The sequence below is a fragment of the Bacillus sp. FSL R5-0431 genome (assembly GCF_038002985.1).
In the GTDB taxonomy this organism is placed as follows: domain Bacteria; phylum Bacillota; class Bacilli; order Bacillales; family Bacillaceae; genus Bacillus.
The window spans coordinates 1,312,275-1,335,111 of the sequence record NZ_JBBOOG010000001.1 but is presented as its reverse complement, the minus strand read 5'-3'; the positions used below and the strand labels follow the sequence as shown (position 1 = coordinate 1,335,111).

29 protein-coding genes are annotated in these 22,837 nt (G+C 40.8%); 6 read left to right on the top strand and 23 right to left on the bottom strand.

The features are described from left to right. Nucleotides 1-28: 28 nt before the first annotated feature. Genes moaD through MKZ03_RS06620 form a run of 6 tightly spaced genes read right to left on the bottom strand, consistent with a single transcriptional unit; the run spans nucleotide 29 to nucleotide 4,163 of the window. Complete coding sequence (moaD, locus tag MKZ03_RS06645) at nucleotides 29-262, bottom strand: molybdopterin converting factor subunit 1 (RefSeq protein ID WP_060596152.1); 234 nt, start codon at nucleotides 260-262, stop codon at nucleotides 29-31. Further along, on the bottom strand, nucleotides 255-746 hold the full coding sequence (locus tag MKZ03_RS06640) for a molybdenum cofactor biosynthesis protein MoaE (protein WP_106041755.1): 492 nt from the start codon (nucleotides 744-746) through the stop codon (nucleotides 255-257). Before MKZ03_RS06640 ends, moaD begins: the two co-directional genes overlap by 8 nt. Further along, a complete protein-coding gene (gene mobB, locus MKZ03_RS06635) occupies nucleotides 743-1,267 on the bottom strand; it encodes a molybdopterin-guanine dinucleotide biosynthesis protein B (RefSeq protein ID WP_341031358.1) in 525 nt (174 codons plus the stop codon). The genes MKZ03_RS06640 and mobB overlap by 4 nt, the downstream gene beginning before the upstream one ends. After that, nucleotides 1,249-2,526: a molybdopterin molybdotransferase MoeA gene (locus MKZ03_RS06630; protein WP_341031355.1), complete on the bottom strand. Its 1,278-nt coding sequence runs from the start codon at nucleotides 2,524-2,526 to the stop codon at nucleotides 1,249-1,251. The genes mobB and MKZ03_RS06630 overlap by 19 nt, the downstream gene beginning before the upstream one ends. Before the next feature lie 9 nt (nucleotides 2,527-2,535). Beyond that, on the bottom strand, nucleotides 2,536-3,552 hold the full coding sequence (locus tag MKZ03_RS06625; protein WP_341031354.1) for a thiazole biosynthesis adenylyltransferase ThiF: 1,017 nt from the start codon (nucleotides 3,550-3,552) through the stop codon (nucleotides 2,536-2,538). A gap of 29 nt (nucleotides 3,553-3,581) precedes the next feature. Beyond that, on the bottom strand, nucleotides 3,582-4,163 hold the full coding sequence (locus MKZ03_RS06620; RefSeq protein ID WP_341031352.1) for a molybdenum cofactor guanylyltransferase: 582 nt from the start codon (nucleotides 4,161-4,163) through the stop codon (nucleotides 3,582-3,584). A gap of 84 nt (nucleotides 4,164-4,247) precedes the next feature. On the opposite strand from MKZ03_RS06620, the gene MKZ03_RS06615 reads away from it, so the two are divergent. Next, on the top strand, nucleotides 4,248-5,165 hold the full coding sequence (locus MKZ03_RS06615; protein WP_341031350.1) for a sigmaE regulated sporulation protein: 918 nt from the start codon (nucleotides 4,248-4,250) through the stop codon (nucleotides 5,163-5,165). Nucleotides 5,166-5,214: 49 nt separating this feature from the next. Here MKZ03_RS06615 and MKZ03_RS06610 read toward each other — a convergent pair whose 3' ends face one another. The 3 genes from MKZ03_RS06610 to ahpA all read right to left on the bottom strand — a co-directional run bounded on the left by MKZ03_RS06610 (nucleotide 5,215) and on the right by ahpA (nucleotide 7,361). After that, a complete protein-coding gene (locus MKZ03_RS06610; protein ID WP_034662739.1) occupies nucleotides 5,215-5,796 on the bottom strand; it encodes a Rok-like winged helix domain-containing protein in 582 nt (193 codons plus the stop codon). Nucleotides 5,797-6,277: 481 nt separating this feature from the next. Next, nucleotides 6,278-6,736, bottom strand: a complete 459-nt coding sequence (locus MKZ03_RS06605; RefSeq protein WP_034662741.1) for a TlpA family protein disulfide reductase — start codon at nucleotides 6,734-6,736, stop codon at nucleotides 6,278-6,280. 82 nt (nucleotides 6,737-6,818) lie between these two features. Continuing rightward, nucleotides 6,819-7,361, bottom strand: a complete 543-nt coding sequence (gene ahpA / locus MKZ03_RS06600; protein ID WP_034662744.1) for a biofilm-specific peroxidase AhpA — start codon at nucleotides 7,359-7,361, stop codon at nucleotides 6,819-6,821. Nucleotides 7,362-7,633: 272 nt separating this feature from the next. Between ahpA and MKZ03_RS06595 the strand changes: the two genes are divergently transcribed. Beyond that, a complete protein-coding gene (locus MKZ03_RS06595; protein WP_034662747.1) occupies nucleotides 7,634-8,443 on the top strand; it encodes a mechanosensitive ion channel family protein in 810 nt (269 codons plus the stop codon). A gap of 26 nt (nucleotides 8,444-8,469) precedes the next feature. Here the strand turns inward: MKZ03_RS06595 and MKZ03_RS06590 are convergent, their stop codons facing one another. The 14 genes from MKZ03_RS06590 to fadH form a co-directional block, all read right to left on the bottom strand. Beyond that, entirely contained in the window at nucleotides 8,470-8,712 is a 243-nt protein-coding gene (locus tag MKZ03_RS06590) for a YkuS family protein (RefSeq protein ID WP_003211408.1), read from the bottom strand. Between the two features lie 50 nt (nucleotides 8,713-8,762). Then, nucleotides 8,763-9,893 (bottom strand): N-acetyldiaminopimelate deacetylase, encoded by a 1,131-nt coding sequence (locus MKZ03_RS06585; protein ID WP_034662750.1) that lies wholly within the window; start codon nucleotides 9,891-9,893, stop codon nucleotides 8,763-8,765. Between the two features lie 84 nt (nucleotides 9,894-9,977). After that, nucleotides 9,978-10,688, bottom strand: a complete 711-nt coding sequence (dapD, locus tag MKZ03_RS06580; protein WP_034662753.1) for a 2,3,4,5-tetrahydropyridine-2,6-dicarboxylate N-acetyltransferase — start codon at nucleotides 10,686-10,688, stop codon at nucleotides 9,978-9,980. A gap of 109 nt (nucleotides 10,689-10,797) precedes the next feature. Further along, entirely contained in the window at nucleotides 10,798-11,223 is a 426-nt protein-coding gene (locus MKZ03_RS06575) for a flavodoxin (protein ID WP_341032610.1), read from the bottom strand. 49 nt (nucleotides 11,224-11,272) lie between these two features. After that, on the bottom strand, nucleotides 11,273-12,166 hold the full coding sequence (locus MKZ03_RS06570; protein ID WP_341031347.1) for a WD40/YVTN/BNR-like repeat-containing protein: 894 nt from the start codon (nucleotides 12,164-12,166) through the stop codon (nucleotides 11,273-11,275). Then, complete coding sequence (locus MKZ03_RS06565; protein WP_340972580.1) at nucleotides 12,156-12,632, bottom strand: flavodoxin; 477 nt, start codon at nucleotides 12,630-12,632, stop codon at nucleotides 12,156-12,158. Before MKZ03_RS06565 ends, MKZ03_RS06570 begins: the two co-directional genes overlap by 11 nt. Nucleotides 12,633-12,754: 122 nt before the next feature. After that, entirely contained in the window at nucleotides 12,755-13,636 is an 882-nt protein-coding gene (locus MKZ03_RS06560) for a LysR family transcriptional regulator (protein ID WP_003211236.1), read from the bottom strand. Nucleotides 13,637-13,732: 96 nt separating this feature from the next. Further along, nucleotides 13,733-14,176, bottom strand: a complete 444-nt coding sequence (cbpB, locus tag MKZ03_RS06555; RefSeq protein ID WP_034663872.1) for a cyclic-di-AMP-binding protein CbpB — start codon at nucleotides 14,174-14,176, stop codon at nucleotides 13,733-13,735. A gap of 146 nt (nucleotides 14,177-14,322) precedes the next feature. After that, entirely contained in the window at nucleotides 14,323-14,514 is a 192-nt protein-coding gene (gene abbA / locus MKZ03_RS06550) for an antirepressor AbbA (protein WP_003210802.1), read from the bottom strand. A 149-nt stretch (nucleotides 14,515-14,663) separates the two neighbouring features. Next, nucleotides 14,664-15,179, bottom strand: coding sequence for a ribonuclease H-like YkuK family protein (locus MKZ03_RS06545; protein ID WP_034662766.1), 516 nt, complete (start codon nucleotides 15,177-15,179; stop codon nucleotides 14,664-14,666). A 145-nt stretch (nucleotides 15,180-15,324) separates the two neighbouring features. Further along, nucleotides 15,325-15,567, bottom strand: a complete 243-nt coding sequence (locus MKZ03_RS06540) for a YkuJ family protein (RefSeq protein WP_003212254.1) — start codon at nucleotides 15,565-15,567, stop codon at nucleotides 15,325-15,327. A 184-nt stretch (nucleotides 15,568-15,751) separates the two neighbouring features. Further along, nucleotides 15,752-16,648: a manganese catalase family protein gene (locus tag MKZ03_RS06535; RefSeq protein ID WP_003210823.1), complete on the bottom strand. Its 897-nt coding sequence runs from the start codon at nucleotides 16,646-16,648 to the stop codon at nucleotides 15,752-15,754. A gap of 260 nt (nucleotides 16,649-16,908) precedes the next feature. Further along, nucleotides 16,909-18,129, bottom strand: a complete 1,221-nt coding sequence (locus MKZ03_RS06530) for an EAL domain-containing protein (protein WP_095285090.1) — start codon at nucleotides 18,127-18,129, stop codon at nucleotides 16,909-16,911. 64 nt (nucleotides 18,130-18,193) lie between these two features. Then, nucleotides 18,194-18,958: a 2,4-dienoyl-CoA reductase gene (fadH, locus tag MKZ03_RS06525; protein ID WP_034662771.1), complete on the bottom strand. Its 765-nt coding sequence runs from the start codon at nucleotides 18,956-18,958 to the stop codon at nucleotides 18,194-18,196. 137 nt (nucleotides 18,959-19,095) lie between these two features. Between fadH and MKZ03_RS06520 the strand changes: the two genes are divergently transcribed. From MKZ03_RS06520 to MKZ03_RS06505, 4 genes are all read left to right on the top strand, one after another. After that, nucleotides 19,096-19,953, top strand: a complete 858-nt coding sequence (locus tag MKZ03_RS06520) for a metallophosphoesterase (protein WP_307499546.1) — start codon at nucleotides 19,096-19,098, stop codon at nucleotides 19,951-19,953. 155 nt (nucleotides 19,954-20,108) lie between these two features. Then, a complete protein-coding gene (locus tag MKZ03_RS06515) occupies nucleotides 20,109-20,606 on the top strand; it encodes a L,D-transpeptidase family protein (RefSeq protein ID WP_060596140.1) in 498 nt (165 codons plus the stop codon). A 73-nt stretch (nucleotides 20,607-20,679) separates the two neighbouring features. Continuing rightward, nucleotides 20,680-21,957, top strand: coding sequence for an MFS transporter (locus MKZ03_RS06510; protein ID WP_341031341.1), 1,278 nt, complete (start codon nucleotides 20,680-20,682; stop codon nucleotides 21,955-21,957). A gap of 321 nt (nucleotides 21,958-22,278) precedes the next feature. Continuing rightward, entirely contained in the window at nucleotides 22,279-22,494 is a 216-nt protein-coding gene (locus tag MKZ03_RS06505; protein WP_307499544.1) for a hypothetical protein, read from the top strand. Nucleotides 22,495-22,837 lie beyond the last annotated feature (343 nt).

The window sequence follows — 22,837 nt, the reverse complement described above, 5'->3', positions numbered from 1 at the left end:
TGGCCATAACCAAATCCTCTAATATCTATTATCCACCGCTTACAGGAGGAATGAATGCAACAGTGTCCCCGCTACGCACTTCAGCGTTTTCCCTCGTATATAGTTCGTTGACTGCAACCATCACGTTTTGTGCAGCATCAACACCATATACCTCCTGTAATTCTAATTTAATCTCATCAACCGTTGTTTGATCTTTTTGAATGATGATTTGTTGTTTACCGGCCTTCTCAGCAAGGCCGGCGAACAATAATACACTAATCAAGCTGATCACCTTCTTTCTTTGCAAGTTGAAGATCGCTAGGTTTCCCCTCTGGATATGAAACCGTTTCAAGCTGATCACCTATCCAGGCTTCCCCGTCTTCCCAATATTCTTTTTTCCAAATTGGAACGATTTCCTTAATTCGCTCAATGGCATATTCGTTCGCTTCGTATGCAGCCTTCCTATGAGGAGATGAAACGGCTATCACAACAGCAATATCCGTTATATCAAGTGTCCCGATCCGGTGCACAATGGCTGCTTCAGTTTCAGGCCACCGTTTCTTGATTTCTTGTCCAATTTGACTTAGCATGCTTTCAGCCATTGGTATGTATGCTTCATAAGTTAAACGCAATGTTTTTTTGCCGTTTGTCCACTCTCTGACCGTCCCGATAAACGTCGTAATGGCCCCTGCCTTTCGCCTTGTCACATGCTGAATCAATTCGTTTACATCAATCGGCGTTTTTGTTATTTTAAAAAATTCACTCAAGCAGAGACGCCTCCCTTCAATAAGTTAAAACCAAATGTGACTGCGCCCTTTTCAAAGGCTGAAAACACAGGAAACGAGTAATTTTCGATTAATTGAAACTCTTGAGAAAAATAAATAGCTGCTTGAATATTGGAAAGAGTTGAAAGATCAATGAGCTCCTCTTCATTTTTCACACAAACAATTTTGCGATAAGGTGCCTGTTTATACCCCTCTATCAGGACAGCGTCTAACGGAAGATGTCGACACATGTTGAGCAACTGCTCTAACGTGATTTGCTGCATTGAAAAGTGAAATTCACCCTCTCCTTCCACACCAGCGGCAAATGCACCTGCCCCGACATATCGATCGGTGTCTTTTTCTTTCAAAAGACGATCTGGTTTACCGCCATGTCCATGGTGTTTAAAGCAGCCTAGCTTCAGCCCGTCAAGTACAGCCAGCTGACAGAGCTTTTCAATCAACATAGTCTTGCCGCTGTTTTGATAACCGACCACCTGTAATATGCTTAATGTGTCATCCAGCATGGGGAACCCTCTCCTTCGTGCTGAAACAGCAGAACATGGACCTGATCACCGGCCTTAAAACCTCTTGTTCCTCCGGGCAGCACGATGAAACAGTTAGCATCTGCAATAGAGGTCACGGCACTTGATTTATCAAGACCTGTTGGGGTCACACTGAGCTGACTGCTCGTGAATTGTAGTGCCGCTCTGACAAATCGAGTGAACGGATTGGCTTTTGGAAAATCGTGTGTCAGCTTCGCCTCAGCAAAAGCAGGAAACGGCTGTTTCTTCAAAGACCATTTATAGATGATCGGTTTCACAAATAATTCAAAGCCAACAAAACAGGCAGCGGGATTTCCTGACAGCCCAAACAGCAGTTGACCATTTGGCATTGCAGCAACCGTCGTCACACTTCCGGGTCTCATGGCCACTTTATTAAACAGCACCTCAGCTCCCAGCTTTTCATAAATCGCAGGGAGAAAGTCAAAATCACCTACTGACACACCGCCTGTTGTGATTAAGAAATCTACCTTACTTAAGGCTGCTTTGACTGCATGATAGCTTTTGTCAAAATCATCGGACACACCGCCTAAATCAAGCGGCTCTCCCCCGGCCTCAAGTATCTGGGCATAAACCATACTAAGATTACTGTTTCTAATCTTACCGACCACCATCGCATCACTCACTTGAAGAAGCTCTGTACCTGTTGAGATGATGCCGATCACTGGCTTTTTGACAACTGGCACTACACCATATCCAAATGTCGCCAATAGGGCCGTAACGCCCGGAGTTACTTTGGTTCCTTTTTTGACCATCACATTTCCTTCAAGTACTTCTTCTCCTTGACGAGAAATATTGTCCCCTTTTTTCAGCGTTCTTTTAAGTGACATGTATGATTTGCCGTCTTTTTCGAAGGTCTTAGTCAGCTCAAGCATGATGACGACATTTGCTCCATCCGGGATTTTTGCTCCTGTCATGATACGGATGGCTTGAAAGGGACCGATGGTTTTTGCTGAGACCATTCCTGCACCAATATGGTCAATGATCTCAAATTCAACCGGATGCTCGCTTGACGCTTCTTTTGTATCTTCTGCCCGAAGTGCAAAACCATCATACGGGGAACGATCAAATGCAGGAACATCATGATCTGCTAAAATATCTTCTGCAATGAACCTTTCAAGGCTATTTTTTAAAGGCACCCATTCTGCTTCTCCATGCTTTTCATATTGATGGACTTTCTGAATGGCTTCTTCTACTGGAATTGGCTGACGTCTTTCCATCACACTTCACTCCTATATCCCTAGCAGTCTTGCTAGTAATGAATTGGCTGCTTTTTCATCATTCGTCCCATGGATTAATGCACGTCCACCTTTGAAAAAGACAATACGATAAGATTCATAGCGGACATGGATTAAGAAGTCATTCACTTCCACCTCACAAATAGATGACAGCCTCTCTTTCACATGCTGAAATGATAGATTTGCTAAATCTTTAGATACAATTTGAACTGTATCCCGTCCGCAAAGAATCGTCGTTTTTTTACGCTGCTCATGTAAATAAGGATAGGTTCTTTCTTCACCGCAGGATGGGCAGTTCTTCTGCTTAGTACGAGACAAATCCATTTTAAACGATGTCGCCTGCCAAAGATCAAATGTGACAAATTTCCGTTCGATTTGATCTTCATGTCCTGTTAAATATTTTAGCGCCTCTGTTTGCTGATAAGCAGAAACCATTTGAACTGCTGGAGAAATAATCCCCGCTGTATCACACGTCAAGCCGCCAACAGGCAGTTCTGTAAAGACACACGATAAACACGGCGTTTTATCCGGCAAAATGGTCATATACATCCCCTGGCTGCTCACACAAGCGCCATATATCCACGGCGTCTTCGTTTCCTGCGATAAATCATTCATCACCATTCTCGTCTCAAAATTATCCGTCGCATCAATGACAATATCTGCGCTCTGAAATAACGGTCTTAACAGCCTCGCGCCTGCATCTTCAATCAGGGCGTGTATGATCACTTCATGATTGATCTCTTGGAGACGTTTTTTTGCCGCAGCTGCTTTTGGGACATGTGCCCTTGCATCATGTTCTGTGTACAGCTGCTGCCGCTGTAAATTTGAAAACTCTACATAATCACGATCAACAATCGTCAACGTGCCGATCCCAGACCGGACAAGCCCTTCAGCGGAGGCAGTTCCAAGTGCACCGGCTCCAACGATCAGAACATGACTGTCAGCAAGCGCACGCTGACCCTTTTCCCCAACCGGAGGGAACAAGATTTGTCTTGAATATCGGTCATTCAATGCTGTTCTCTCCTCACCATTTTTATGTATCATATCATACCGTTTTCAGGTAAATCGCTTCTTTTATTGATATTTCGAAATTCATTTGGTGTTACGTTCAGTTCCTCCTCTGGGACGATACGCACCTTAAGCCTTTGAAGTAACTCTTTGATGGCTAATTGATTCTCTTTTAAACACGCATCAATGAACGGCAGACAGCGGCGATGATAAAGCGCAAATAAAGGCTGTAATCTGCCCTGAACAAGCGGGATGATAGCATCTACGTGCTCGTTGCAATAGGACGATAATGCTTCGGCGGTCTCCCTCCGTATGAAGGGCATGTCACATGCCGTCACCAAATACCATGCTGCTTCTTGCTTTTGCATCGCCGTATACATGCCGGCAAGCGGCCCGCATCCGCGCACCTGTTCATCATCTAACCACACACTTCGTTCACCTCTTTCTTTAAAAAAGGGCAGAAGTGATGGATGGCTGATGATGACCATCTGTCCTTTCAAAAGCTGCTTTTTCACATACTCATATAGTGGTTTTCCTTGATACATATGGCTTGCCTTTGGCACTCCAAAACGTCTGGAAGCTCCTCCAGCTAAAATGACATTCACTACATCCATTCTCTCACCCTCCTTGGATATGGTTGTTCTAATCGCACTCATTTCGCATACTTTATTGGTAACATGAATAAGGAGGGTCTATCTATGAACAGGCGCCATGCTTCTCCCCTATTCCATGACCTATCTCAAGAGAATTTATACTTAAAAGCTGAAACAGCCAAATATCAACAAATGATCTCTGATTTACAGTCCTCATATACGTATTCTAAAAATAAGAAGTTAACTCAAGAATATCATGAGATGAAAAAGGATTATACGCAATTAAAACAACAATTGGATGAAATGACCATTGATCAAGACGATGCAGCCTCAAAAATACAGGATCTCTCCTACAGCAAATCTGAATTATTACATAAAATAGTCCTTCTTCATGAAATGCTGCAAAAGGAAACCTTTCATAGAAGAAAAGAAACGGAAGAAAAACACCGGCTGCATTTAAAAGTGATCAAATATAAAGAAATCTCTCAACAATTAAATGAACGGATGCAAGATCAAGATCAACGGCTTGCAAAAGAGGAGAAAAAAGGAAATACTTTATCCGCTGTGATTGAGAAACTGCAGCAAACATTGGGTGATAAAAACGCAGAGCTCCATTTATTACAGGAAGGCGTCAGACACCTTCAGGAGCGTTTTTATGAAACACAAGAGAAATTACTGCAAATTGAAAAAGCAAAGGAAGCGATTTTTTATGAAACGCTCACAAGCTATCAAAAACAGTTAGCAGAAAGCGAGGAATGGATCGCATCTCATTTTGCTGATATTGACCAGTCAGCTCAAACAAATTCACAGCCATTCTCTCGAGACAGCTTCCTGCAAACAACGGAAGAAATCGAACCCATCTTGAAAAAGCTGAACGAACAAGTTCAAATACTCCAGGCACAAGTCGATGCGGTGCAGCGAAATGGAGAGGTCATGACAGTGAAGATCGATGGCTTCAAAAAACAGCGTGATCACCTGTCAAAGGAACGAAAAATTGTCTATACAGTTGACCAAAAAAAGTAATTCTCGCAATAAAAAACTGCTGGCTTTTACGTCAGCAGTTTCTTTTTATTTATTCGTCTTCTGTTTGAATGTCGCCTTCTAAAATATACTGTCCGCGATATGGCTTTTTCACTTCAGGATACATTTTAATTAAGCTTTGCATAAACGTTGTCATATTTGGAATTTCAAGACCGCTCTCTTTTTCAATCTCTTTTTGAAGCTCAGAGCTTTTAATCGCCGCATTATGACGCTTTAACGTTTTAATCGCAGCTTCACGAAGCTTAGCTGCCTTTGAACCAGGGCGGGCTGTGCCTCTTCTGCGTCTAGTAGATCCTTCAGGAATACCTACAGGTACACCGTTTAGCTGTCCTGTTCCTAAAGATGATGCAGGATTTGATTGTGATTGTGCCGGCGGCTGGTAGCTTCTCATTTCTTGTGCAGCCAGTTCAGCTAATACAGGCAGCGAATCCGTCTTTCTTTCTGTACGCACTTCTTTTTTTGTATCTGACACTAGACCTGTTCCTTGACGGTCTAATTCTCTTAATTTTGCATAAATCGCATCTCGCTCAATTTGATATTCACGGATGACCTTTACTTCTGCTTCGTTTAGTTGTTCCAATCGTAATCGTAACGCTTCCCTCTCATTAAACAATGGATTTCCCCCTCATCATATAAAAAATATTCTATAGTAAATATTAGATTAGAAAACTAATTTTATCAACTATTTTTTTATCATTTTACAGTTTGCTATCAGATAGGTATTTTCAACTAAAATTTTGCCAAAGAGGAGCAATCGGCATCCATTTCATTGCCACTAAAGGCTTTTGACAAACTTTAAAATATTGTAAAAAATTTGAATAAACACTTATACTACTTGATTTACATCGTTATTTACCAAACTGAAATTTCTTTTGTGCAAAAACGTTCTGAATAGTAAAAAGTTAAAATCTTTACATTTTCATTTCAAAACAAAAATGTAAATAGGTCTTAATACCTTTTTATTTCAGGAATATTTTTTAATAAACTCCCTCAATTTCTCTTTTCTTAGGAAGGACACGTACATAAAAAGTCCATTCCGTGCAATAGGTCGCCTATTTTTGTCCATGAAAAAACCCCCATTTATGGGGGAAAGCCTATTCTGCAGCCTTTTCAGACTCAGAAAGCACTCGATTGACACGTTTCTCAAGCATTTTCATTCCGCTTCCGCCAGCTTGGAAGTGGCGCAGAGCACCTGTTTTATCAAATACATAATATGCTGGTACATATTCATTTTCAAAGGCTTCTGTTAAGTGATGATCACTGTCCACAAAAATTGGCTGCGTGATTTCATGCTCTTTCGCAACCTCTTTGATTTTATCTAGATCTAGGTCATCCTCTGAACGCGGCATATGAACGGCTACAACGTTTAGTTGATCCTTGTATTCATCACGGAATTGATTGACTTGAGGCATGGCCTCTTTACAAAGATGACAGCTGACTGACCAGAAATGAATCAATGTTGGTTTGTCACCAATTAGATCTTCTTTTGTTACTTCTCCATTTAACCATTCTTTTGCACCAGTTAGTTCTGGCATTGGTTGACGTAATTTCATTTTGAAGCGCCTCCATCCATTGTATGTGTCGAAACAAAAAGGTCTAACATCAGTTAGACCCTCCTGTTTCTTCAGCTATCAATTAAAGTGTTTTTTGACCAGGCTTCCAGTTAGCTGGGCAAAGTCCACCAGTTTGTAATGCTTGAAGAACACGTAATGTCTCATCTACATCACGACCGATATTGTTGTGGAATACTGTTTGATATTGAAGTTCGCCTTCTGGGTTGATAATGAATAGACCGCGAAGTGCAATACCTTCTTCTTCAATTAAAACGCCGTATTCTCTAGATACTGTGTGGTTTGTGTCAGCAGCTAGCGGATATTTCAATTCACCTAGACCATTTTCTTTACGGTCTGTGTTGATCCAAGCAAGATGCGTATGGATTGTATCTGTAGATACACCAATGATTTCTGCATCTAAATCTTCGAACTCATCATAACGATCGCTCATTGCTGTAATTTCAGTTGGGCAAACAAATGTGAAATCCATTGGATAGAAGAAAAGAACTGTCCATTTGTCATTCTTCATGTTTTCCTCTAAACTCACTTTACCAAATTCCTTGTTAGCAAGTACTGCTTCCATTTCAAAACGTGGAGCTTGTTTTCCTACAAAACGCTCTGCCATATGTAAATCCCTCCAAAAAATAATATCTTTATACAGACTTCTAAGCTGTATATAAAATGAGAATCAAAAGTTGAAATTCTCATTTAGTTAATAACTTCACAATTACAATTATAATACTTAAGCGGTTTTTAGTCAATATTAATTAATAATAAATTTAATTAACGATTTGTCACAATCTCTTGCTCCACTTAACAAAAGTTTAACATGTCTTGCATAAGGGAACAAATGATTAGCTTCTCTATTAGAGCATACATAGAAAGGTTTTGAAGAACATGAAAGCATTTGAACAAGTAGATTGGGTTTCCATTATCCTCAATAGCAGTATGATTTTGCTAAAACTAATCGTTATTTTTGCGATTTATTTTATCATCAGAGCCATCGGAAACAAGATGATTAGGCGTGCCTATTCCACATTCTCTGAAAAGCATGACGTCTCTTTATCAAGAGCTCAGACGCTGCAAAGTCTCACGTTAAATATTTTCGCCTACATATTGATTTTTATTCTAGTGGTCATGATCCTCGACTTATTTCATTATAACCCGACCGCTTTGCTAGCTGGCGCAGGCGTTGTGGGGCTTGCGATCGGTTTTGGCGCTCAAGGACTAGTGAGTGATATTGTGACAGGATTCTTTATATTATTAGAGAAACAATTCGATGTGGGAGAATATATAACAGTTGCTGGCTTTGATGGGATCGTAGAACAAATTGGACTTAGAACCACTCAGCTTCGAAGCTTTGACGGCACCCTTCATTTTATCCCAAATCGAAGTATATTGAACGTGAGCAACCATTCAAGAGGGACGATGCAGGCACTCGTTGATATCGAGTTATCTCCAGAAGAGAATGTGGATCAAATGATCACAGCCCTTCAAGCTGCGTGTGATGAGGTACGGGAAGAAATCCCTCAAATTATCGAAGGACCTCAAGTTGTCGGCGTGGAGGCGTTCGGCTCCTCTTCACTCGTACTGCGCATCATAGCTAAAACCGAAACAATGGAGCAATGGCGGGTAGAACGAATCTTGCGCAAAAAAATGAAAGAAGTACTCGATATAGAAAAAGAGCAAAAAGAACCAGGATTATAATCTACCGGTTCTTTTTCTTGTTTGTTTTATTGAACACGCTGTTCTACTTCTTGACAAATTTCATCAGCCGTCATACCTGACGCAGTAATCACAGATGCTTTTGTCGTTGTGTCTGAAATGCCAAGAACATTTGAATCTAGCCCTGTGACCACATAGCAGTCACACTGATCCATTTGCTGCTCATTTTGAATGCGTACAACGTCATACCCTTTTTGCTTCAGTAGTTCTTCTACATCGGATAAAGATGGTTCTACACCAATTCTTGTCATAATCAAGAACACCTCCTGTTCATAAGGTGTACAGGAGGCAGCTTGATTATTCATTCACCTGCTTGCTTTTTGAAATAAGCTGTCATAACGTTTACAGCTGTTTCTATCGCTTTTTCATCAGGCATGAGTTTTGCATGATGCAGGCCATATTCTGAATCGACCCCTAACCAAAACATGAATCCAGGGTATTTTTTCAACATGTAGCCAAAGTCTTCTCCTGTCATGGCTTCTCTGCATTCAACCACATTCGCAAGCCCTTCTCCGGCAACATATGACATAAATTCCTCTGTCAGATCCTTTGAATTGTCCACTTCGTAATAAGATGAAGGGTATCGCACGGTTGCCTTGCATTCGTAGCCAATTTCAATCCCTTTTGCTAGTGCTTCAATTCGCTTTCTCACCTTATCCATAGACTCTGGTGAAAGTGTACGAATAGTGCCGTCAAGCTTTGCATGCTGGGCAATGATATTTTGAGCCGTTCCGCCGGTAATTGTGCCAATCGTAATGACCGCACTATCAAGAGGATCCACATTACGAGAAATAACCGATTGCAGCTGACCTACAAGTGCACTCGCAGCCACAACCATATCATTCGCTAAATGAGGGTAAGCAGCGTGTCCGCCTTTTCCTTCAAGATCAATCACAAGCTCACTCGTATTAGCAAATAACAGCCCTGTTTTTGTGGCTATCGTTCCGACAGGATATTCAGGTGCAATATGCAGCGCTGTAATAAAGTCTGGCGTCCACTTTTTCAGCACATCGCTTGTAAGCATCGGTTCAGCTCCGCCTGGACCTTCTTCTGCCGGCTGGAAAATAAATAATAGATCTTCTTTGATTGGCTCATGAACGAAATGATCAATGATTCCAAGTGCGATGGTCATATGAAGGTCATGTCCACATGCGTGCATGTTCCCTTCATGTACTGATTGAAATGGATACCCTGTCTCCTCAGGAATAGAGAGGCCGTCCATATCTGCACGATAAGCAAAAACGCGCTCAGGATTTGTTCCCTTTACTTTGACAAAAAGTCCAGTGCGCCACGTTTCCATCTCAACTCGATCTTTTGAATAAGCACCAAGATGCTTGATGAGATACGCTTGTGTTTTGAATTCCTTAAAACCAAGCTCAGGGATTTGGTGTAAATCTCTTCGAATGGATATTAATTGCTCACGATTTAACAAGTGAACTCGCTTCCTTTCCTCTATACGAATAAGACGTGGATATATATCATCCACGTCTATGTCTTCAACTGCGAATTATGTGAATTAAAGCTGACGCAGTTCTTGTTTGATTTCCGTTTTACCTTTTGTTTTTTCATCAATGTCTTTGATTTTCTTTGCAGGTGTACCTGCTACAACTGTGTAAGGCTCCACATCGTTCACAACGATCGCACCAGCTGCTACGACTGCACCTTTACCAATTGTCACACCTTCTAGAACTACAGCGTTCGCACCGATGACAACATCATCTTCTACAACAACTGGTTTAGCAGACGGCGGCTCAATGACACCTGCAAGAACAGACCCAGCACCGATATGACAGTTCTTACCTACTGTTGCACGGCCACCAAGCACCACGTTCATGTCAATCATCGTACCTTCACCGATCACAGAACCGATATTAATAGAAGCTCCCATCATGATGACTGCATTATCACCGATTTCTACTTGGTCACGAATGATAGCACCTGGCTCAATACGTGCTTTAATGTTCTTTAAATCTAACATCGGGATTGCAGAGTTGCGGCGGTCATTTTCCACGACAACATCTTCAATTTTGTCTTTGTTCGTTTCCAGCGCTTCTTGGATTTCGCTCCACTCACCGAAAACAACTCCAGTGTTTCCTGTGATGAACGTTTTTGCATGTTCACCAAATTTAATACCTTCTAAATCACCTTTGATGTAGACTTTCACAGGTGTTGATTTTGTACTATTTTGAATAAATGAAATAATTTCATTAGCGTCCATTTGTTTCATGTATGTATGTCCTCCTCTTAATTTATACTTCATTACTGTACCAAAGGAGAGTTTTAATGACAAGTGAAAGAGTTGACTCTTCAATGGAAAATAAAACAAGCGGGACCGATTACCCCGCTTCCTGATGGTGAAGATGAACAAATTGTTTGCCAAAAGAAATCAATTTCTCTTCTTCTTCTCCTTCTGGATTCAGCTCAATCTTGACTGATGGCAAGACAATGTCACCGCCAAGTTCCTTCACTTTTTCTTCGATTAGGTCAACAGCTCCGCAAAAATGCTCATAAGATGTATCCCCAGAACCGAATACAGCAAATGCTTTTCCCGTTAAATCAAGCTCTTCCATTTCTTCATATAAATCAATAAAATCATCAGGAAGGTCACCATCTCCCCATGTGTACGCACCTAACATAATGTGCGTGTAATCATTGAGAAGCTCTGCATCAATATCCATCGCTTCATGCCGGTCCACGCTAGCTCCCGCTTCTGTTATTCCTTTTTCAATTAAATCTGCCATCGCTTCTGTATTCCCAGACATCGTGGCATACACCAATAAAACCTTTTCTGTCACTTTTTCTTCCTCCTTATCAATGAATCAATGCCGGCTCCTCATATGGCCTCACAAACTTGCTTTCATATAAACCAGCACAGAAAAAGTTTTCATTTTGATTGGCTACACGAAAACCGTGTCCTTTTATCGTATCAAACCATTTGAGCTCTTTTTGCTCAATATCAAGCTGATACACTTTAGAAAATCCGTGTTCGTCTTGTGAGGTGGTCACATATACAATGCCATTATCCTCTGACACATCCAAAAATGATTCCTCTCTAGCAAAGGCCTGTGATTGAATATCATGCAGCATATTTGTATGTAAATCTAAAATTTGAACAGACCCCTTTTTTCCTTTTTTTGATCCTAATGCGCAAACAAGAAGATGTTCCTGACAGAGCAGCATAGAAGCTGTCATTCGGTGCTCCTCTCTGTTTAGGAGGAAAACCTGCTCACTCTCCAAGTCATACATCCATATTCCTCCGTGAACCTCATGAATCTGTGTTCCAATATAAAGGTGATCACCTCCAGCACATAAAGAACGAATAACAGGCGGGTGGTTCACATGAGCAAATGGCTTCATAATTTCCCAGGAAATCCCGAAATCATTTGACACATAAATACTATGTTTTCCATGTGCACACACAAACCCGTCTTTGCGTCCTGTAATAGACCAAACGACTGCATTTGTTGGAAATGATGATAGCGCCCATGTATTGCCTTCATCTCCTGATCTAATCACTGTGCCATTTTCACCAACACCGAATAAATAAGGTCCGATATAGCTGATGGCATGAATTTTATGCTTGAGCTTAAAGAGCTGCTGCCACCCGCTCTCCACACTGTAGTGAAAAATACCTTCACGTTTTACAGCGACAAAGTATCCACCATTTTTAGAAGCAGCAACAGCTGTCGCTCCTTTATGAAACATGATTTTCAACTCGTTTCTCAGACAAAGTGGCCCAAGTTAAGAAGCTCATGGCAAATTCCTGACAGCACGCCACATCCTCATCTGTATCTGGCGCAAGCTCCATTTTCAATGTCTCAGGAAATACGGATGCCCCGGTTGATTTGAGCATGTTATGAAATGTATGGACAGCCTCACAAAACTTCGGGTAGCTGTAATCTCCAGATCCGAACACAGCTGCTTTGATATCACTTAGTTCAAGCGTAGAGACCTCTTCATAAAAGTCCTCAGCTTCATAAGGTAAATCACCATCACCCCATGTATAAGAACCGATGAACACATAATCGTATGAAGAAAGGTCCTCTGCGCTTGTATCATCAAATTCCATCATCTTCGTATCGATCCCTTTTCCTTCTAGTGTTTGCTTTATGATCGCTGCCATATCTTCTGTATTACCAGACATACTCGCAAATGCAATTAGTGCTTTCATCTATCGGTCACCTCATCTAAATGATAATCATTTTCAATTATTATATGTACACTTTAAATGATAATGATTTTCATTGTCAAATGATTTCATAAAAAAAGCACCTTCCTCTTCCAAGAAGGTACTTACACCGCATCACTTTCAAGCATTTCTTTGACCACACCGACAAATGCTTGCACCTGTTTTAATTGAAAAGAAGCTTCATAGCCTAGCAGCCATGTGTCACGTCCGATTTGCTCTCCATTCACGTCAACAAGCGGTGTTTTATGAACACTTTTTTCGTGGTCATATAAGGTGACTGAAGGCAAAATGGCGTAGCCGATGCCGTGGTAGGCCATTTGTTTACATGTCTCAATCTGGTCCACTAGAATCGTCTGCTTTGGAGACACTTTAAATTTTTGGTGCCACCAGTGCTGGATTTCCTGATAATACGTGCTGTCGCTTTTAAATTGAATAAACGGGCGTTCTGTCTCGATTAACTCGTCCACGTCTTTGATGACAGAATCGACTAAATATAAATGATCTGTCATCAAATATTCCTTTGTTCCCTTCCAATCAGGGTTTCCGCGAATAATCCCAATGTGCACGTGGTCCTCGTATAAGCTTTTGAGCATTTCACTACTCCAGCCGGTCACAAGTGATACCTTCGCATTTGGGTATTTTTCGACATACCGCTTTAACACTTTCGGCAGCCAGTGCTGTCCAATAATGGATGCAACCGCAAGCTTTAGTGTACCGTGAATTTCCCCTTCAAGTTCATCGATTCGTTCTCTCACTCGATCTTGCTCAACCGTCACCTCTTTTGCAAATTGAATGATCTGTTCACCTGCCGAAGTCACGGTGAGCCCTTTCTGAGAACGAAAAAAGATTTTGGTTCCCCACTCTTTTTCGATCGTCTGCAATCTTTGGGATAAAGCAGGCTGAGAGACAAAGAGCCGCTCCGAAGCCTTTCTCATATTCAATTCTTCACTAAGCACAACAAGCATATGTAACTCCTGAAGCTGCATGGGCGTCCCCTTTCTCTCTATAAGATTTTCTTATTCCATATGGTCATTATATAAATTATAGCTTATGAAGGCAAAAAAAATAAGCTGGGCTTCAGCTCATTTTTTCGCGGCATGAATCACTTCATTTAAGCGCTTTAATACAACACGTCGTGTAAATATTCCTTCAAAGACTTGCTCCTCATTTTCTACACAAACAAATCCATTATTCGTCACAGCGTGAACGCCTTTTAGCACAGGGTCCGTTGTTTTAAGTCTTGGAATATCAGTCAGCATGACCTCTTCTACCTTCAGTTGGTCCAGCTTTTCGAATTCAATTCGTTCTAAACCAAAGATCTTATCCATGATCATATTCGTTCCAATTAACCCATGCAGATGATAAGAAGGATCTAAAACCGGGATGGCTGTATATCCTGTTTTTGTTAGGACCAATAAGGCATGCTCAAGGTTATTTCCAATTTGAACATGTGCCACTTTATCTGCATCAATCATATGCTCGGCTATTGTTGACTCAAGCAATTGAGTTGGTTCTATCTCTATCATGTTTCTTCGACCCCTTTTCTCTCGATCATCAATCATACATTCCCCTTTACCATTAAGCATAAACTAAAACGAAATTTGTCGAAAGATTTTTTCTGCATAAAAAAGATACTCAGCTCCCGAGTATCTAATAGAATGTTAAATCAATATTAATTCTCAAACCTTACTCTGTCATACAATGTGATCAATTGCTTATACGTATTGTCATCGACATTTTTTGTTCCACATTCTATATCATTGATCTCACTGCTTAGTAATTCGACAGCATATTCCTGATTCAGCAATACGTTTAATAATAGCTTTTTCTCTTCTTCATTAAAACGATTTTCGATGACGCTCATCCAACATCAGGCCCCCTGTTTCATATATGCTTTTATATTGATTAGCAGGCTTTTGAATGTCTGCTTCCTCTCTATACAGCTAGAATAAGGAACTAGAATCGAATCGTCAACCGCACGTTTCGACAAGGTTTGGAGAAAAATGACGGAATTTATTTTGTGTATCGATTGGCATAGCAAAATGCTGCGTATGAGTCGGGTTTTATTTTAGCTTCAATTCCCATAGCTGTGATCATTCCGGTCATTTCCTGGATCAGCTCTTTCGTACTTCCTTTTTTGCCAATATCTAGATGGGCTTCAAAACGGAGGTCTGCCCCTTCCTCAGCAAACGGAAGAAGCAAATCCATCAGTTCTGTTAAAGGTCCCTCAAGGATGTCTGCACATACCTTTTGGCTAAACGCTGTCTCTAATGAAATTTTTTCTCTAAGACTTTGCACAGGCCTGCTGATCACTTGTTGTGTGAGGCAGCCCCAAGCCCCTTTGCCAATCCGGTGGAGATGAATTGCAGTCATAAATCTTGTGACATTTTGATTGACCTGAGAGTCCGTACCAATTGATAACACATAGGCGGATCTAGGGTCTTTTCGAATAAAGTCTTTCATTCTCATGACGACATCAGAAAACGCTAAATAATCTTCAGAAAGATTGTAGTAAAAAGAATCACTCACAGAAAGGAACTCCTTTTTAATGGTCTCTTATCCGAAATATGCGCTGATTGATCATCTTCCATTTGTACACCGCCAATAATGACACATGTATGTTGCCGCAAATAAACGAAGGAATCCTTAGAAAAAACATTTCATACGATTCAGCTTAGGATTGTAGAAGCTCAAAAATCTCAATCGAAATCATATCAATGTTGTCAAATGGGAAAGTATTTGGCTTATCCCCTTGTTGAAAAACAGTCAATTCAAACGTTTGATTCTTTTCGAAATACTTAACACTACAGATTTTCTCACCGTTCACTTCGAAATAACGCTGTGCCGGTTCGTTTGCAGCTTCTGCTGTCTCTTGAAGACTTTGCAGCCTTGTAATGATACCCATTAATTGTGACATTCTAAAAAAAGACTCCTTTCAAAAAAACAACTCAAGATGAACCCGTATTGATTATACACAAGTCCTACAAAGCATCATACCATAAAGTGTTCTCAGATGATATTTTTCCTCTTGAATTCAAAAAAAGAAAAAGAATCTGTTTTTTTAGTTTGAGTCTTTTTTCTGATCTCATGCACCATGTTTTTTATAAACCCGCAGATCTCATCAGCCGTTTGGCAATTTCGTCAAAATCCTCTTTGGAAATGCCTGGGGCAAACTCTTCCGGTAATTCTCTATAATCTGGCACAGGTGCTCCTTGAGGCGTACCCTCAATCACTGTGAGCGGCTTTCCATCAATCGGATGGCTGCCTTTCCAAATCTTATTAATGTCCTTGTAATCCGTATCACTAAATGTGTACAGTTTTGTATGAACATTTTGGTCTTCAAATTTCCTCGCTGAATCAAAGTATTTGTTGTCGAGGTTTGGGATCGGCAGCATCTTTCCTACATCTACTCCTGTGGCTACCTCAAGCGCCTTTGCATATGCCACAACATGCACACCGCCTCGCACAAGTAAATAACCGATCATCTCTCTTGCTGTAGGATGATCTGTCATTTCATATACGCGCATTTTGTGCGTACGAGCTCCGCATTCAAGGAAGAAGTTATGAAGGAGGTCAAGAATCAGGTTGCCGCTTGAGAACACATTCTCCCCGGTCCAAGGTTTTGCCATGGAATCAAACGGATAGCCTGTTTGAGCCGTTTGAATAAAATGCTGTGTATTTCGTTTATCGACAGCCGCTTTCATCGGTGTCGTATCTGGATCTCCGCCATGGGTGGTCCCTGTAATCATAAGATTCACAGCTGTGGTCACAAGTTCTACATGACCGAATTCTTCAGCCGTAATACTGGATACGAGGTCATAAAACGGTTTGAGTTTTCGTTTTCCTCTAAAGTTAAAGGATTGAAACATGTAATTATTTAATGTGGACATTTCACCGAATTTTCCGCCGAGTAATTCTTGCACAGCAGCAGCACCATTTGCATCTGGGTGATCTGGTCTTGGCAAATCAATCAGCAGCCGCTTGTCGCGTTTGATCATGACGTTCCCTCCTACCGTCTAACTATCATCACTTAAGATGTATGGAAGGATTGGGATGTCCTATGCATGAGGGGAAGATGAAAAGCACAAAAAAAACTTGGCGGGGGTAGCGCCAAGTTTTTTGGATCTTGATCTGATAGAGGGGTTGGGGAACAGAGAGTAGCTTCTCTCTATAACTAAATGATAATGATTATCAGTTTCATTGTCAACCATTTTTTATTTCTTTTTTCTATTTAAAAAAACAGCCTAAACGGCTGCTTTTAAATTAATCCATCTTGCTCATATAAATAGGCATACGGAAGGTCTATAAACAAATACATGTCTCCCTCTAACGGATAAGAAAACGTACGTATCCTCTCACCGGTTTCTAAATCGCTGTAAATATCACTGAAAAATCCTTTCCCGCTCATTCTCATTTGGAGAATATTCGCTAGGAAATAAGGGCGCCAGCTCCAGTTTTTCTCGATATATTCAGGCTGAAACAGCCATTCTTTTTCTTTTTTAAACACATTTCCAGTGATTTGAAAGCCTTCTTCATTACACATATAAATCCGAAAGCTGCAATCCGTTAATTCTAATGCCAGCTTTTGTATAAGTTCATCATTTGTGCTGCATGATTTTTTTAAGGTCGTGACCGCTTGATGAATTCGCTTATAAAATGTTTCAGAATGTTCATAGACAGTTTGAAGTTTCTTTTTCTCATGGGCAATAAATTGCTGAAATTCTTCTCGAAGCTGATCTTTTCGTTTATTGCGGTCGATTAATTCCGCCGCAGGCTCGTGAAGATAGAACCCTTGAAAATATCTGCCGCCATTTCTCCAAGCATACTGCAGTTGGAAATTTGCTTCAATGTCTTCATAAATTAAAGCCGCCCCTATTTTTCTCGCAAGCAATGAAATGCTGTACAAGACATATTCATAGGAAGGAGAAGGAGCCGATGCCCTTAATGCGTGTAAATCTATTTTTAATAGATCGGGTGAGAGCAAGGCAATCCGGTCAAGATTGCTGCTTTCTTTTCCGATATTCGATATGGCGATTTTAATACCATATGTACGAAAATACGTTAACGTATGGTAAAGCTGTTCAATATCGCCGCTAAACGTATGCTCTGTAAATTCGATAACAAACCGATTAAGCTGAATGCCCCTTGCTTCATATTCCTTCAAAAGTTCTAAAAAGCTTTCACCATGATCAAGCATCAGGATATTGGCATCATGATTAATAAAAATGAGCAAATCATCATCTGCTGTTGTGAAAAGATCGAGTGCTTGCGTCAGTACTTTATGATCTACTTCCACTTTATATTCGTCAGGAATAGATGAATCCGTAAAGAAGGAGCCTAGGCTAACTGTTTCAGACTCAAGCTTCATTCTTCCTAAAATTTCATAGCCTATCACTTTTTGCTCTTCCGCACTGAATATGGCTTGATAGTGCGGGAAAACATCTTCAATATTCGTTAAAATATCCAATGGATCGACCATTTTCATCACCTGCTTCTCTCTTTGTGTGATTATAACACATCAAAAGCAGGTCTTACATCGTCATTCAAAATGGGGATTGGTTAAGCCATTGACCCCCATCCATTGTGATACAATCTCCATTTATATATGAAGCTTGCTCAGATAATAAAAAGCTCGCAAGCTCTGCAATTTCCTCTGGTGTACCCAGTCTGCCAAGAGGAACACTATCTAATGTTCTTTGCGCTGCCTCTTCCGATTCCCACAGTTTATCCGCACCGCCTGTTCTCTCGATTGGTCCTGGTGCGATGGCATTGACGCGAATTCGATATTGCTTTCCCCACTCCACTGCAAGCGTTCGAGTCAGAGATAAAACACCTGCCTTTGCTGCCGCTGAATGCGCCACACCTACACCAGCACCCCATGCATAGGTAGCCACCATATTGATCATACTTCCCCTTTTCTTTTGACGAATCCAGTAATTGCCCACTGCATGACTGCAAAAAAATGTTCCATTTAATACAATATCAATGACAGCCTTCCAGCCGTTAGGAGACAGTTTTTCTGCTGGAACCAAAAAGTTTCCTGCAGCATTGTTAATCAGAGCGTCCACATCACCAAATGTATCTACCGCAAACTTGACCATTTGATCGGCATCCTCTGGATTTCGCACATCCATTTGGAAGTAAGCGATCGAGCCGCCATTCTGCTTTATTTCATTTGCCGCCTTTTCTAACGTTTCTTCCGTTCTTCCAGTAATCACGACATTCCAGCCTCCGTGTGCCAAATGGGCAGCCATCGCCTTCCCCATTCCGCTTGATCCCCCTGTGACAATCACTGTTTGTTTCGTCATTTGTTCTCCCCCTCTGTGGTTTTGAATGACTATTCATTCATTATTTTCTATCATATCATGATTGACCCTAGATGCACCATATGGGAGATTCATCAAATATGATGCTATACTTAATTTTATTTATAAAGGAGTCTTATATGAAGCAACTTTCTCGGAGACAGTTTTTAAAAGGAGCAGCTGGCGCGAGCATTCTCGGTTTTTTAGCTACAACATGTGGATACGGATATGCCAGATACATCGAACCACGCATGATCGATACCGTGTCACTGACCATTCAGGATGCTCAACTTCCAGCTTCATTTGACCAGTTTAAAATCGCTCAATTTAGTGATGTTCATTTAAGTGATACATTTCCTGCGAAAGAATTAGAATCCGTCGTCCAGCAAATCAACGCTGAGTCTCCAGACCTCATTGTGTTCACAGGTGACCTCGTTGATTTTCAAGCATCGATTGAAGAGCATGAAAAAGCGAAAGCATATTTGACCAAGCTCCATGCCCCGTTTGGTAAGCTCGCGATATGCGGAAATCATGACTACGGACCATTTGGCGTTGATCTTTATGAGAAAACGATGAAAGCTTGCGGTTTTACAATATGTAAAAATGCTGTGTTTCAATTAGAAAAAGAAGGGGCGCATATTCAGATTGCTACATTGGATGACCTGATGATGAGTGTGCCGGATTATGACCTGATTAAGCGGGAAGTATCCTCTGATTTATTTACGTTACTGCTCGTACATGAGCCTGATGCAGCATTGGAGTTAAATACAACTCCCATTAACTTGCAGCTTTCTGGACATACCCATGGCGGACAGGTGCAGCTTCCTTTTTATGGCCCCATTCTCACAGCACCTTACGGCCATACATATGTGGAAGGTTTATATGGAAGTTATCAGCACCGAATCTATGTCAACCGCGGACTTGGGACAACAAGACTGCCACTTCGATTTTTAGCCAAACCTGAATTATCCTTTTTCACCCTCTCCTCTCGCATTTAGACAGAAGCCAAACCGCTCCTTTTTGCATATGTATAATAAAGATCTTTCTCATGACAAATGTTAGGAGAAACCTTCCTTCGCCTGATTCCGTCCATATATATATCTAGTGACGGACATTATGGCTTCTTTTATTTGAGTGAAAGGAGTGTCCTTTGGTGCTGCGATATACGGTGAAAAATGGAGAAACCCTTGCTTCTATAGCGCTTGATTTCCGAACAACAACAGATGCCTTAAAGGCTGCAAATCCGTCACTTCAAGGTCAAGAGCCTGTACAAAATGAGGTCATCATCATTCCTGGTCTGCCCGATCCTAGTTCGATCCCTTACCGCATCTCTGTTTCGATTTCAAGGAAACGTCTCGTATTGTTTTCTGGATCACAGCTTATTCGGTCGTATCCGATCGCAACAGGAAGAATTTTAAATATGACACCGACAGGTTCTTATTATATTGTCAACAGACAGCCAAACCCAGGAGGTCCCTTTGGCGCATATTGGCTGAGCCTCTCGAAAATTCATTACGGCATCCACGGTACGAATAACCCGTCTTCAATTGGTAAAGCTGTGTCTAGAGGGTGCATTCGTATGTATAATCAGAATGTCATCGAACTTGCTTCAATCGTTCCAAACGGAACACCTGTGACCATTAGCCAGTAGGAGAAATCAATTGTATGAATGCTTAAAATTTTATATGATATAAAGTGGGATCTTCAGGTTAAGGAGCGTATTTATGGATATTTTTAAAAACAGAAATTTTGTTCGTCTCTTTTTTGCAGCACTTTCTTCGCAAATGGGGACAACAGTAGGCAATATGGCGTTTGCCTTTTATTTGCTCGATCATTTTAGTCATCAGCCCGCCTATGCCACATTAGCAGAGCTCATGTATTCACTTCCAACGATCTTTGTCTTTTTTATGGTTGGTGTAGTAGCAGATCGTTTTGATCGTAAAAAAGTCGCAGAGAATTGCGATTGGATACGAGCTGGGCTGACGATTGTTTTATTCATTGTGATTTATTTCAATTCACTTCCACTTATTTTCTTGATCTTGTTTATACGAAGTGCCATTACGAAGTTCTTCTATCCAGCTGAAGCCTCTCTCGTTCAGGCGATTTTAAATAAAGATCAATATGCCAAAGCCGCTGGCTTAAATCAAATGCTGTTTAGTTTATTCATGGTATTTGGTGTTGGAATCGGTGCTATTATGTATAAGACTATTGGACTTCACGGTGCCATTACCATTGATTTGATCAGTTTTATTGTTTCAGGCATCCTGATTCGTTCATGTAACATTCCAATTGAAGCACGTCAGCCAAATGGACAAGCAGGCTGGAGAGGCATGACCATTAAAACGTCTCTAAAAGATTTTAAAGAAGGAATTCTTTACATTATAAAAAATAAATTGTTGGCTTCTTTAATTTTTGGCTTCTTTGTTTTTGGTCTAGTCAATGGCGCATTTGCTGTACTTCCGATGTTTACAATGAAATATGGCCTTTCACCGGACCATTTTGAACTGCATACATCCTTCTTTACAATCGCGATCGGTGCAGGCCTGCTTGTTGGCAGCTTAATGGGCTCTGTTCTCGCTAAAAAAGTAAAGATGCAATATCTCATGTCGCTTCCAATTCTGGTTGCAGGCATTCTGATTTTTGTACTTGGTTCCACCCATACACTATGGTTGTTTTATGTCACATCATTTGTCATTGGTACATGCATTGGCCCAGTCAACATTGTCATTGGCGGCTGGCTGCCGAGAATCGTCCATCCTCGTCTGATGGGACGTGTGTCAGGATGGGTTGATCCGCTTACAATGTTTGCTCAATCCATGACATTAGGTTTGATTGCGGTACTATTTCCAAAACTCATTGCAAACGTTTCTTATATTTATTACGGAATGGGCGTTATTATTTTACTCGTTTTCCTTTTTTACTTCATTACACTGCCGAAGTTCAGCAGAGAAGCTGCCGACTTAGATGTGCAGCGTGAACTAAAAGGCCAGGGAGCGCAATAATTGAACAGGAAAAAGGACTTTCTTTAAAAGGAAGTCCTTTTTTTCATAGCTGAAACGCCCTACGACGTTATTTACTCTGTTGATTGAAGCTATTTGAAGCAACAACAACCAATAGAGGAGTCAACATGCCCTTCAATCGATCCATTCTTCTCTTTTAACTTTTACCTCTTACATCCATTCTATCAATCCCTTTCATTATATAGCCTTTATTTCTTTTTTTTCAAAAAACAGGAACGTGTATAAAATTGCAAAAATTTTTATAAAATTTCTTTACATCTTTGGAAGTTTTATAGTAGGATAGTCAGGTTGGAGGTGAGGGGTATGCTAAAAAGTTATTATTTTATTCATACAAAAGATGATCAAGGACAGTATGTTGTACATACAGAGGATTGTGCATTTTTAGGTGATGCTGCAAGCCGTAAATTGATTGGTCTGCACATGAGTGGCGAGAGCGCCATTGATGAAGCTAAACAAATGACGAATGAAACTGTTTTTAATGGTTGCTTCTATTGCGCTTATTCAAGTCATAAGAAATAGACCATGTTGTTAAACCATATGTTCGACATGTTGTCAGGCATATGGTAAAGTTTCAGAATGAATCCAAATTGAGAAACTACCCATTTATTTAAAATAGGTAGTTATCATGAACTAATAGTTCACTTCGTATATATTTCATTCAGTCAATTCTTCTGCCCTTCTTGCAATGAACGTCTCTTCTCCTTTGCCCACCAATGACACCGTCAGCAATGGATTCGCCAACATTATCGAAAAGATGCTACTTCAAGATATCCCTCATGCTGGTCAGCTAAGCCGCTCTGAATGCTGCAGATCCTTCAATTAAAGAAGTTTATAGAAGTTACCTCCTCATTATGTGAAAGTT